The organism is Sulfitobacter sp. SK012 (genome assembly GCF_003352085.1).
Lineage (GTDB): Bacteria > Pseudomonadota > Alphaproteobacteria > Rhodobacterales > Rhodobacteraceae > Sulfitobacter.
This window is the reverse complement of sequence record NZ_CP025804.1, coordinates 3,617,267-3,629,090: the sequence shown is the minus strand read 5'-3', so window position 1 is coordinate 3,629,090 and position 11,824 is coordinate 3,617,267. Positions and strand designations below refer to the sequence as shown.

Here is an 11,824-nt window from a genome sequence, read left to right as displayed (position 1 = left end):
ATATCAGGCTCCGCTGGTGCCTTTTATGAAAAACACCCACTGGAGGATCCCCCATGATGAAGACACGTGCTGCCGTCGCTGTTGCCGCAGGCAAACCACTAGAGATCATGGAGGTTAACCTCGAAGGACCCCGCAAAGGCGAAGTTCTCGTTGAGATCAAAGCAACCGGTCTTTGTCACACGGATGAGTTTACCCGTTCGGGCGATGACCCCGAAGGTATTTTCCCTGCGATCCTCGGCCATGAAGGCGCAGGCGTGGTGATTGAGATTGGTGAGGGTGTGACGTCACTTGAAGTCGGCGATCACGTGATCCCACTTTATACTCCGGAATGTCGCGAATGTGAGTACTGTTTGAATCCCAAAACGAACCTGTGCCAAAAGGTGCGCGCAACCCAAGGCCAGGGGCTTTTGCCTGATGGATCAACCCGGTTCTCGATGCTCGATGGCACGCCCATCCACCATTATATGGGCTGCTCGACATTCGCCAATCATACGGTTGTGCCCGAGATTGCGCTGGCGAAGGTCCGCAAGGACGCGCCCTTTGACAAGATTTGCTACATCGGGTGCGGTGTAACAACGGGCATAGGTGCTGTGATCAACACCGCCAAAGTGGAGATCGGTAGCCGTGCGATTGTGTTCGGTCTGGGCGGCATTGGGCTGAATGTCATTCAGGGCCTGCGTCTGGCAGGGGCCGATCAGATCGTTGGCGTTGACCTGAACGATGACAAAGAAACCATGGCGCGCCGTTTTGGCCTGACCGATTTTGTGAACCCTTCGAAAGTCGAAGGTGACATGGTCGAGCATCTGGTCGAATTGACCAAGGGCGGCGCTGATTACACCTTTGACGCAACGGGCAATGTGAACGTCATGCGCACAGCACTGGAAGCCGCGCATAAGGGTTGGGGCGAGAGCATTATCATCGGAGTTGCTCCTGCGGGTGCCGAAATTTCGACCCGTCCGTTTCAGCTTGTGACCGGCCGGATTTGGCGCGGCACCGCTTTTGGCGGGGCCAAAGGGCGCACAGATGTGCCGAAAATCGTCGATTGGTACATGGACGGCAAGATTGAAATCGACCCGATGATCACCCACAAACTCAAACTTGAAGACATCAATCATGGGTTTGAACTGATGCATCAGGGTAAATCTATTCGGGCTGTTGTTGAGTTCTAAAGCTGTTCAGAGGGCTCGCACCCATCGCCCTTAGTCGGTGGGTTGGGCGAAGTTATGATCGACCGGAATGATCATTTGACGCCGCGTCTGCTGACGCGGCGTCATTTTGTTTGGGATGGCTCAAGACGGGGTCTTGCCCTAAATCAAACGGATCAGTCTAGTTTTGTTGGGGCAACGGCATGAAACTCACGGTTAATGGGCGAGAGCATGAAGTAGACGTCGAAGAAGACATGCCGCTGTTGTGGGTGTTGCGCGACGAGCTGGGGATAACGGGTCCAAAATACGGGTGCGGAATTGCGCAATGTGGTGCCTGCACGGTGCATGTGGATGGTGTTGCCGTCCGATCGTGTCAGCTGCTTGCAGGTGATCTGGTTGGTGATGTGACCACCATCGAAGGTTTGGGCAACCCGGATGCGTTGCATGCTGTTCAGGCCGCGTGGGTGGAAGAACAAGTGGCGCAATGTGGCTACTGCCAGTCTGGCCAGATCATGCAGGCCGCATCGTTTCTGGACCTCAACCCTGAACCAACCGATGCTCAGATCGATGCCGCGATGAGCGCGAACCTGTGCCGCTGTGGAACGTACCCGCGCATTCGCTCAGCGGTCAAATTGGCTGCGGCCAAGCTGGCGGGAGTCTGAGCATGGGCCGTATCAAAACCATTGCACGCCGTAGTTTTCTGGTGGGTTCTGCCGCAGTGCTGGGGGGGGTCGCATTCGGCACATACCTCGTGCGCAAACCTATCGATAACCCGCTGCTGGACAACCTGGCTGAGGGGGACGCGGCGCTGACGCCTTATGTGCTCATCAACGCAGACGGCATCACCCTAATCACGCCGCGCGCGGACGTGGGGCAGGGATCGTATTCTGTGCAGGCCCATCTGATCGCCGAAGAATTAGACGTTGATTTGACCCAAGTTCGCATCGAACACGGGACCCCAAGTGCCGCGTATTTCAACGGTGTTGTCGCCGCTGAGGCGATGCCGATTGCCGCGACGTCCGATACATTTCTGGCGCAACAAGGTCGCGGCGCTGCGTATGCTTTGAGTAAAGTGCTAGGACTGCAGATCACCGGCGGGTCCTCGACAGTACCTGACGCCTATGAAAAATTGCGCCTCGCGGGAGCGGTCGCGCGCGAGACATTGGTGGCAGCGGCGATGCAGCAAACCGGGCTGGACCGTGCAGCGCTCAAGACTGAAGACGGCGCTGTGATGACGCCCGACGGTACGCGGATCGACTACACGGCGCTAGCACAGATCGCAGCAACGCTTGATCCTGTTGAGGACGTAACCCTGCGCGATCCGGCAAGCTGGAAATACATTGGCAAACCGCAAATGCGTACCGATGTTATTGCGAAATCCACAGGCACACAGACCTACGGCGTTGATCTGCGCTTTGACGGCATGGTCTATGCGACAACGCGCACAAATCCGGCGCGGGGCGGCGGTATCAAAGGGTTTGACGGAGCGCTGGCCCAGAGCATGCGCGGTGTCTTGCATGTATTGCCGATCACCGATGGTGTTGCCGTGGTTGCCGACAACACATGGCGTGCGTTTCAAGCCGCGGATGCCCTCGATTGCGATTGGGGTCCTGCACTTTATATCGGCGATACCCAAGCGCAGTTTGATGCGGTCGCGGCGTCCTATACCAAAGATCTTCAAGACAGCCGTTTTCGTGACGATGGCGATGTTGATGAGGCGTTGCGCGCCTCCCAAGATATGACCCAAGCTGAATACCGCGTTCCCTACCTTGCCCATGCGCCGCTAGAGCCGATGAGCGTTGTGGTTACCGTCACGGACGCGCGCATCGACATCTGGACTGGCACCCAAATCCCCGGTTTTTTGATCGACAACGTTGCACGTCTGACAGGGCGCGATGCGGCACAAATCCATCTTCATGTGATCATGTCAGGTGGCAGCTTTGGCCGACGCCTCGAAGATGATTATGTTTTGCAGGCCGTTGAAATTGCCGCGCAAATACCTGACACGCCGGTCAAAATGATCTGGAGTCGCGAAGAAGATTTCAGCCATGATTTCCCCCGTACCCTAGGGATCGCAAAGGCCCGTGGGTCGCTCAAGAACGGCCAAATCGAAAGCTTTGATTTATCCATAGCGTGCCCATCGACGTCGGAATCGTCTTTGGTGCGAATGGGCCAACCTGCAATAGGACCCGACATCGTGATTGTTGCCGGCGCTTGGGACCAACCCTATGCGATCCCAAATTACCGTGTCACAGGGTACCGCGCGCCGCAAATGGTGCCGATCAGTTCTTGGCGGTCTGTGGGCGCGTCGGGAAACGGGTTTTTCCATGAGAGTTTCTTGGACGAGATGTGCCATGCTGCCGGGGCCGATCCGATGGAAGAACGCCTACGCCTGTGCAGGCACGAACCGACGCAAAAGGTGCTTGAGGCGGTCGCCGAGATGTCCGATTGGGGCAGTGATCTGGGCCCGGGCCGAGGCCGAGGCGTGGCGATGACGCTGTCCTTTGGCGTGCCTGTGGCCGAGGTCGTTGAGGTTACAAACACGTCTGAAGGCATTCGCATCGATAAGGTTTTTGTCGCCGCTGAAGTGGGGCGCATCATCGATCCGATCAACTTTGAAGCACAAGTGACCGGCGGCGTGATCTGGGCGTTGGGCCATGCCATGAATTGTGAACTGACCTACAAAGACGGTGCGCCCGAGCAGGCGAATTACCACGACTACGAAGGGATGCGCCTTTATCAAACCCCGCAGATCATGGTGCGCGGGTTGGAAAACAACAAGGAAATTCGCGGCATTGGCGAGCCAGCTGTGCCGCCTGCGGCCCCGGCGCTTGCGAACGCAATATTTGCAGCCACCGGCCAACGCATCCGCGAGATGCCGTTGAACAAACATGTGAGGTTTGTCTGATGCGTGCGCTGGTGATTGTACTTGTTCTGGCGGCTGGTCCCGGCCTTGCCCAAGATACCTCGCGCCAGATCGGATTAGACGCTTGGGACCGGATCTTTTCGGTCACGTCCCATCCCCGGTGCACCAATTGCCATGTTGGCGAGGGCGGTCAACCGATGTGGAATGCGCTAGGCTATGGTGAGAACCGGACGCACGGTATGAATGTCCGCGCAGATCAAAGCCGGATTGGCGCGGAAAGCATCCCCTGCCGCACGTGCCATATCTCTGCTGAGAACCGTAATGCTACACCCCACGCCGCCCCGCAGATTGATGATGCGTGGCGGTTGCCGCCGATTGAGCTGGCGTGGCTGGGCAAATCTAGTGCCGAAGTTTGCGCGCAATTGCGTAATCCGGAAACCAACGACGACAATACGATCGCTGAGTTGGCAGAGCACCTGCGGAACAGTGCCTTTGTGAGCTGGGGCTTCAATCCCGGAGCAGGGCGCGAGGCCCCGCAAACATCATTGGCGATGATGGTCGATGATGTCTTGGCTTGGGGGGCCGCAGGTACGCCCTGCGCGCAAGATCAATAGCTTTGGTTCAGCTCATCAGCCACGGGGATTTCACGCTCACGGCGCGCGATATAGGCCAGCAGCTCTTCGTTAACGGCCTGATCCAAAGTAGGTTCTTGATACTCGCTTAGGAGCTTGCGTGCGTGGTTTAAGGCCCGCTCGGTAATCTCAATACCGCCCTCGGCTTGCCATTGCTCAATTGAATTATTGTCCAAAAGCTCAGGCATAAAAAACGCTGTCTGAAAATTCTCCTGTGTGTGGGGGTGGCCGAGGTAATGCCCACCGGGTCCAATATCTGGGATGGCTGAGAGCGCCTCGTCGAAGTCCCCAAAATTCACCCCTTCGGCCATGCGGTACCCCATCGCACATTGCTCTGCATCCACGATAAACTTGGCGACGGAACAATGCATTCCAGCCTCGTTCCAGCCTGCCGAATGCCAGATGTAATTAGCCCCCGAATGCAAAACGGCCGATAAGGTCGTGGCACTTTCGTAACCGGCCTGCGCATCAAAGGTTTTGGCCCCGCCCAATGTATTTGAGGTGCGCCATGGTACGTCATAAAACCGCGCCATCTGACCGATCATGAAATTCATCAGCGAAATCTCTGGCGTGCCAGCCATGGGCGCGCCAGATTTCATCGACACAGTGCTGAGGTAGTGGCCGTAGATCGCAGGGCACCCCCGCCGGACCACTTGCGTATAGGCCAACGCACTAAGCGCCTCTGCATTCAGTTGTGCCACGGACGCAGCGACCGAGGCGGGCGTATTAGCCCCTCCCAGCACAAATGGAGAGCACAACACTGGTTGATTAGCCCGGCAGAATGCGCGCATTGCGCCCAGCATTGTTTCATCCCAGACGAGCGGCGAGTTGCCGTTGCAATTGCCCGTCACCACGGGGTGGGTTTCGCAGAATTCCTTGCCAAACAGGATTTGGGACATCTCGATCACGTCTTCGGCGTTCTTGGGGCTGGTGGTCATGCCCATGAACGTCTTGTCGGAATGTTTCATCGACGAATAAGTAATCCGCAAATGGCGCTGAGAGATCGGGTGGTCGTAGGGCTCAACGATGTGATGGGCCGACGAATGCAACGCGGGCGACATGTGCGCCAACTTGTGGAACATCGCGAGGTCATCCATCATCGGATTGCGCCGTACATCATCGAGATCGCGCAAATAGGGTGCCCCGGTCATAGGAACAAAAATTGAATCCCGCCCTCCAAGCGCGACGTTTTTATTGGGATCGCGCGCGTGGTAGGTGAAATGCGCAGGGATGGTCGAAATCAGATCGCGCACCAAACCTCTGTCTAGATATACCCGGTCGCCAACCACTTTGGCACCGGCGCGTGCCCAATCGGCCAACGCGATATCATCGCGAAAGATGACGCCGACATTCTCCAAAATATCCATTGAAGCGGCATCTATTCGCTCGACTTGGTTGCCCGTCAGGATTTCGGTCGTCGGCAGATTGCGCGCAAGTCCCGGCAGCATCTCAAAATTTGGAGCAGAACGAAGTGCGCGGCGGGCGGCGCGGCCACCAGAACGGCTGCGGATTGGGGCATCGATAGTCATTGGCTTCTCCGTTCGTGGTTGATCACAGCTTGGCATGATTTCTGTTCACCAGCTTGTCCGCTGGCGAAGCATTGAGTGGAAAAATTGGCGTGATTGGTCTTGACCCGGAGGGGTGATTTAGCGCCAAGTTTGCCACATGGATATTTTGCACAACACACGCCCCGCCAAGATAAACGACATCGGCGATATGCCATGGCCTAGCACTGATGCGCCTGCCGCATGTGCGTTGGTCGCGCGTTGCCCGGTCGCTGGAGAAACGCCGCTCGAGGACGCCGTCGCTCTCGCCACCCAAGCCGGCATCACCAACCTTTGGGTTAAAGATGAACGTGGCCGCATGGGGTTGGGCAGTTTCAAGGCATTGGGGGCCGCCTATGTCATCGCCTGTGACGCGCAAGAAGGCGACGTATCAAAACGCACCTATGTAACGGCGAGTGCGGGCAATCATGGCATGTCGGTGGCCGCAGGGGCGGCCGCATTTGGCGCATCCTCGGTCGTCTATATTGCCGAAAGCGTGCCCGAGAGTTTTGCAGAGCGGCTGCGCGAGCAAGGCGCTGAGGTCGTGCGCGAGGGCAAGATTTATGAAGACAGCATGGCCGCTGCCGGTGCCGCGGCTGAGGCGCAAGGTTGGGATTTGTTATCTGACAGTTCATGGCCTGGTTATTACGCGCGCCCGCACCGTTTGATGGAAGGTTATCTGGTGCTTATGGCCGAAGCGATTGACCAGATGTCCGAAGCCCCAAGCCATATCTTCTTGCAGGCTGGTGTTGGTGGATTGGCCGCCGCATGCGCGGTTTTAGCGCGTCAGGTATGGGGCGACGGGCCGGTGATTGTGGTCGTAGAGCCGGATGCAGCACCCGCATTACACGGCTCGATACAGGCAGGGCGTCCGGTCGAATCCCAAGGTCCCGTGTCTGACATGGGCCGACTTGATTGCAAGATGCCCTCACTTATTGCGCTCCAAGGATTGGCGCGGGATGCTGATGCTTTTGCGTTGATAACCGAAGAAGAGGCGCACGCCGGCGCCGGCACGGTCATGGTTGCGGGCCTTCCCTCCAGCTCCTCTGGTGCTGCTGGCATCGCGGCTTTGCTGGCTTTATCGGACGAACAGCGCACAGCGCTTGGGATCACGGCGCAGTCGAAAGTGCTTTGTATCCTCAGTGAAGGCCCCGCCTAATGAACCGGGGCTTTCCAGAGGCGGAATTTGAGGCGCGCACCAAGCGGGCTCAGGCGCTAATGGCAAAACACAATCTCGGAGCGCTTTTGCTCACGACCGAAGCCGATGTGCGCTATTTCACCGGTTTTCTGACCCGCTTCTGGGAAAGCCCGACGCGGGTTTGGTTTGTGGTCTTGCCCGCATCTGGCAAACCCATTGCTGTCATCCCAAGCATCGGTGCCGCCTTGATGGCGCAAACTTGGGTCGATGACATCCGAACCTGGCGCGCCCCGTCATACACCGACGACGGCGTTGGCCTGTTGGGGGATACGCTGAACGAAGTTGTTGGGGCGGGGCGGATTGGCGTGCCTTCAGGCTTGGAAAGCCACCTTCGTATGCCGCTTGCAGATTGGGCGCGTTTGACGGGCGGCTTGTTAGGGAAAATCACCGACGACGCTCAGATCGTCAGCACCTTGCGCGCGGTTAAGTCAGACGCCGAGATTGGCAAGATCGCGGAGGCCTGCAATATCGCCGCGCGCAGCTTTGCTCGCGTGCCTGAAATCGCCCAGAGCGGTGTGGCGATCTCTCAAGTTTTCCGTGACTTCCAGCGTCTCGCACTCGACGAAGGAGCCGATTGGGTGCCCTATCTGGCAGGCGGCGCAGGGCCGGGTGGCTATGCGGATGTGATTTCGCCAGCACATGATGCGCCGCTTTGTGCGGGTGAGGTGCTGATGCTTGATACCGGCCTTGTCCGTGATGGCTACTTTTGTGATTTTGACCGGAACTTTAGTATTGGCCCCGCCACGCCAGATGCAGCAGACGCTCATGCCCGGTTGATCGACGCTGTGGACGCCGCAGCCGATATCGCCCGGCCCGGTGCCACCGCCGCGGATCTCTTTCACGCGATGGACGGCATTGTGACCGGCGGGGCAGGCGGGTCTGACACAGGGCGGCTTGGCCATGGGCTGGGGATGCAATTAACTGAAGGATTGTCACTCATCCCGCAAGACACCACGCCATTGGTGCCTGGTATGGTTATCACGTTGGAGCCGGGCATTGAGACCTCGGAAGGGCGCATGCTGGTACACGAAGAAAATATCGTAATTACCGACAGCGTGCCGCGTTTCTTATCCCCGCGCGCAGGGCCCGACATGGTGCAAATATGACCCCCTATTCTTATGATTTAGCACCAGAAACCGCGCGCCCGCTTGGCTTGATCGTTTTGCAATCTGATGAGACGATCGAAGGCGATTTTCGCATTATGCTGCATGAGGATACGCCGCTGCAAATATCCCGGATTGCGAGCGCGCTGGAAGTCAGCTCTGACAGCTTGCAACAGATGGAAGGGGGGCTAACGGCAGCAGCCTCGCTTTTTCCGCGACCTTCGCAATTTGCGAGCATTGGCTATGGCTGCACCTCGGCCTCAGCGCAGATAGGCAGCGCTAAAATCGCTGGATACATCCGCAACGGCACCAATGCTGAACATGTCACTGACCCGCTGAGCGCGTTAGTCGCGGCCTGTAGCAGCCTGGGCCTTAAGCGCATTGCGCTACTGTCGCCTTATGTCGCGCAAGTTTCTGATCGATTGCGCGATGCATTGAAGGACGCAGACATCGCGACCCCGTCCTTGGGCAGTTTCAACGAGGCGCGTGAAGAAAATGTTGTCCGTATCGCCGGGCCGTCGATCTATGCGGCCGCTTGCGATTTGGCCGCGCAGGGGGCGGTCGATGGCATCTTCCTTTCGTGTACAAATCTACGGACCCTCGCCATCATCCCTGACATCGAAGCCGCAACTGGCCTGCCGTGCCTGTCCAGCAATCAAGTGCTGGCCTGGCATATGACAACGACGGCCGAAACAACGGCGTCAATTCCCGGTCAATTGGGTAGGAAAATTGCTACATCATCGTTTTAATCTGCTGCTGCCTTTCGAGTTTGCGCTGAAGTACTGGTACGACCAGATTGAGGGCAGGTGGTCTAAGATTGGTGGGGGTCAAAGACTTTGTTTTCCAGAAAAGTAGGTGCGTAGATCAAAGGAGTTCTGATTGGCCTGTATCCAGCCATCTTCTCTCAAGCGGCTCGGCAGACAGCGATGGAACTGGCGTTGGGGGTGGGCCAGGTAAAGCGGCACAGGTTTGTTCTCCCCATCTCGAAATTGCCAAGAAGATCTATCCGGCGCGCCCGAAACTTCGCACGGAACGATACAATCACTGCGTCCGAGCTAAGATGGAAATCCTGTTGAGAGACTCGTTAAGGTTGCCTTTGGACGAGGTCGCAATTCCACAAACCGCGAACCAGGCCTTTCGGTATTTCCGATCTATCTACAATCACGCGCGGCGAACGCATGATCTGATCGAGTGCCCGACGATGACGACCGAGTGGTAGGAAAAAAGACCGGATGGCCGGGCTCATTGAGGATTTAAAGGGCTGACGTCAGGCTGTGCTGGCGCTGCACAACCCAATTCACAAAGGTTTCTATGAGCCGCTCTCTTTTCAGTGGGCTTCGGAAAAGTGAAGCGCTGACGCTCGGATGGGAGAACGTATTAGAAGACCGGATCCACCTGTCGATGACAAAGAACTGTCACAGTTTGTTCTACCTATCCTCTAGCTGCTCCACAATTTCCTGGATCCACTTATACCACTCAGCCGGACATGGGTTTTGCCGTCGCCCAAATCAGCCACGGTGCACATTGCTGGAGCCGAGAAGACGCATTGGAGCGCTCATACGCGCAGGCGGATTTTTGCGACGGTTGATATAGAGGCAGGTGTAATCGAAGAAATCGTGGATCAATTTTTAAAACCACACGCCGTTGTCGGCTACTGGTCAGCGGTACGAAATGCCGTCGCTTGAAGCACACAGGCCGGCGATGGAGACGGCTTGCTCAGAGTTGTAGGTGCGTCAGAAGAGCTAGTTGTTCCCTTCCTGATGATCACCAGCTCCACGATATGCGGCCTATTTCAGGACACGATCAGTTCGGGCGAGTTTTGGTGCTAGAGATCGAAATACTGATCAAGCTTCATATTCGATATCCCCAACAAGGAGTGAGCCTTTCCTCTGAAGCGGGTCGCTCCGATATTTAGGGAACCCGTTTTTCACTGTAATCTTAGATGGTTATATCGGGTAAACGAGCGAGGAAATCGAAACCGTGCTCACGGAATTGAAACCCTACGAACTCCATTTACTTCGATGATCGTAAACAGCGACAACATGCGGCCTATCCACCAACGACACCAGCCACATTTACATAAAGCGCGTAGATTGACGTACTCGCAGCCATGAAAATCCGGCTGTTCGCGCGCCCTCCGAAGCATAAGTTAGCGCACCGCTCTGGCAGGGCGATCCGGCCGATTGGACCCCCATCAGGCGCAAATATCATAACCCCATCCAAATCATCTGACCCCATGCCCCATCCGCACCAAAGATTGCCAGCTACGTCCACTCGAAACCCATCGGGCGTGCCGCGGCCTGCATCAATCAGAACCCGTTTGTTCTGGATCGTTTGCCCGTTTGTGTTGACATCATATTCAAGAATTTTCCGATTTGGCTCCCCTCGGGACTCGACAATATAGAGCTTTTGTTCATCCGGCGAAAAAGCCAATCCGTTCGGTCCCAAAACATCATCCGCGACAACCGTGGCAGTTTTGGTTTCAGGATCGAACCTATAGACGTTTTGCCCCAGTTGCGGTTCCGCCTTGTGGCCTTCGTAATTGCCCAGAATGCCAAACGGCGGGTCAGTAAACCAAATCGATCCGTCTGATTTTACAATGACGTCATTGGGTGATGATAGAAGCTTGCCCTCATAACTGTCGATCAGAACAGTGACCGCCCCGTTGTATTCCGTACGTGTTACCCGCCGGCCGCCGTGTTCACAGGTGATCAAACGACCTACCCTGTCGCGGGTCTGCCCGTTCGCGAAATTTGATGGCTCTCGATATGCCGAAACCGCTCCTGTGCCCTCATCCCAACGCATAATTCGATTGTTGGGGATATCACTCCAAAGCAGACAGCGCGCATCTCCGAACCACACAGGACCCTCGTTCCATCGACAGCCCGTGGCCAACCTTTCCACCGCAGCCAGAGGGAGTTTGTATCTATCAAATCTCGGATCCAGAGTGATCACGGAAGGATCAGGATAACGAGTAGCCGGCCGCCATGCGCCCTGGTTTGCGTTGTCGCTAGGCATGGTAAGCTCCCTATCCTCAATCGATCTATGCGATCATGGACATCCTATGTGATCAGATCAGAGTTGAACAAGCCCGCTCCGGTTCCAGCGCTTCCGGTCATAGACGGGAGCTTTGTTGAGGGGGCTAGGTCCTGAACCTATCAAGGTACAATCTGACGGTAGGCAGCGCGCCGGATCTTGGTACGCTTCGAAGAGAACGACAGCATAGAACCTGTGTTTACGATACATCTTTGCCGCAGACTACATACATTGCACGATCTACAGGTGGCAAAAACGTTTCATTGTTAAGGGCGCAAACAACGATCAAGGTGCAATTGA

The 11,824-nt window shown here is 56.4% G+C and carries 9 protein-coding genes; 7 read left to right on the top strand and 2 right to left on the bottom strand.

What is annotated here, in order from left to right; genetic code table 11:
- Positions 1-56: 56 nt before the first annotated feature.
- The 4 genes from C1J03_RS17690 to C1J03_RS17675 all read left to right on the top strand — a co-directional run bounded on the left by C1J03_RS17690 (position 57) and on the right by C1J03_RS17675 (position 4,625).
- Entirely contained in the window at positions 57-1,169 is a 1,113-nt protein-coding gene (locus C1J03_RS17690) for an S-(hydroxymethyl)glutathione dehydrogenase/class III alcohol dehydrogenase (RefSeq protein ID WP_114889065.1), read from the top strand.
- A gap of 179 nt (positions 1,170-1,348) precedes the next feature.
- Positions 1,349-1,807: a (2Fe-2S)-binding protein gene (locus C1J03_RS17685; RefSeq protein WP_114887789.1), complete on the top strand. Its 459-nt coding sequence runs from the start codon at positions 1,349-1,351 to the stop codon at positions 1,805-1,807.
- 2 nt (positions 1,808-1,809) lie between these two features.
- Complete coding sequence (locus tag C1J03_RS17680; protein WP_114887788.1) at positions 1,810-4,053, top strand: xanthine dehydrogenase family protein molybdopterin-binding subunit; 2,244 nt, start codon at positions 1,810-1,812, stop codon at positions 4,051-4,053.
- The gene (locus C1J03_RS17675) at positions 4,053-4,625 is read left to right on the top strand and encodes a hypothetical protein (protein WP_114887787.1); all 573 of its coding nucleotides are present in this window, start codon (positions 4,053-4,055) and stop codon (positions 4,623-4,625) included. Before C1J03_RS17680 ends, C1J03_RS17675 begins: the two co-directional genes overlap by 1 nt.
- On the opposite strand, the gene C1J03_RS17670 is transcribed toward C1J03_RS17675, so the two are convergent.
- Complete coding sequence (locus C1J03_RS17670) at positions 4,619-6,172, bottom strand: trimethylamine methyltransferase family protein (protein ID WP_114887786.1); 1,554 nt, start codon at positions 6,170-6,172, stop codon at positions 4,619-4,621. The genes C1J03_RS17675 and C1J03_RS17670 overlap by 7 nt on opposite strands.
- 136 nt (positions 6,173-6,308) lie before the next feature.
- Here C1J03_RS17670 and C1J03_RS17665 point away from each other — a divergent pair, with 136 nt between their 5' ends.
- From C1J03_RS17665 to C1J03_RS17655, 3 genes are read left to right on the top strand one after another with little or no spacing between them, the layout of a single operon-like run.
- The gene (locus C1J03_RS17665; protein WP_114887785.1) at positions 6,309-7,346 is read left to right on the top strand and encodes a pyridoxal-phosphate dependent enzyme; all 1,038 of its coding nucleotides are present in this window, start codon (positions 6,309-6,311) and stop codon (positions 7,344-7,346) included.
- Positions 7,346-8,491 (top strand): M24 family metallopeptidase, encoded by a 1,146-nt coding sequence (locus tag C1J03_RS17660; RefSeq protein ID WP_114887784.1) that lies wholly within the window; start codon positions 7,346-7,348, stop codon positions 8,489-8,491. The genes C1J03_RS17665 and C1J03_RS17660 overlap by 1 nt, the downstream gene beginning before the upstream one ends.
- Positions 8,488-9,237 (top strand): maleate cis-trans isomerase family protein, encoded by a 750-nt coding sequence (locus C1J03_RS17655; protein WP_114887783.1) that lies wholly within the window; start codon positions 8,488-8,490, stop codon positions 9,235-9,237. The genes C1J03_RS17660 and C1J03_RS17655 overlap by 4 nt, the downstream gene beginning before the upstream one ends.
- 1,300 nt (positions 9,238-10,537) lie before the next feature.
- Here the strand turns inward: C1J03_RS17655 and C1J03_RS17645 are convergent.
- Positions 10,538-11,506: an SMP-30/gluconolactonase/LRE family protein gene (locus C1J03_RS17645; RefSeq protein ID WP_114887782.1), complete on the bottom strand. Its 969-nt coding sequence runs from the start codon at positions 11,504-11,506 to the stop codon at positions 10,538-10,540.
- Positions 11,507-11,824 lie beyond the last annotated feature (318 nt).

What these genes read in the sequence shown, in the direction of transcription:
- C1J03_RS17660 (WP_114887784.1), top strand. Translation starts at nt 7,346, where the DNA reads ATGAACCGGGGCTTTCCAGAGGCGGAATTTGAGGCGCGCACCAAGCGG.
- C1J03_RS17670 (WP_114887786.1), bottom strand. Translation starts at nt 6,172, where the DNA reads ATGACTATCGATGCCCCAATCCGCAGCCGTTCTGGTGGCCGCGCCGCC.
- C1J03_RS17665 (WP_114887785.1), top strand. Translation starts at nt 6,309, where the DNA reads ATGGATATTTTGCACAACACACGCCCCGCCAAGATAAACGACATCGGC.
- C1J03_RS17690 (WP_114889065.1), top strand. Translation starts at nt 57, where the DNA reads ATGAAGACACGTGCTGCCGTCGCTGTTGCCGCAGGCAAACCACTAGAG.
- C1J03_RS17680 (WP_114887788.1), top strand. Translation starts at nt 1,810, where the DNA reads ATGGGCCGTATCAAAACCATTGCACGCCGTAGTTTTCTGGTGGGTTCT.
- C1J03_RS17675 (WP_114887787.1), top strand. Translation starts at nt 4,053, where the DNA reads ATGCGTGCGCTGGTGATTGTACTTGTTCTGGCGGCTGGTCCCGGCCTT.
- C1J03_RS17685 (WP_114887789.1), top strand. Translation starts at nt 1,349, where the DNA reads ATGAAACTCACGGTTAATGGGCGAGAGCATGAAGTAGACGTCGAAGAA.
- C1J03_RS17645 (WP_114887782.1), bottom strand. Translation starts at nt 11,506, where the DNA reads ATGCCTAGCGACAACGCAAACCAGGGCGCATGGCGGCCGGCTACTCGT.
- C1J03_RS17655 (WP_114887783.1), top strand. Translation starts at nt 8,488, where the DNA reads ATGACCCCCTATTCTTATGATTTAGCACCAGAAACCGCGCGCCCGCTT.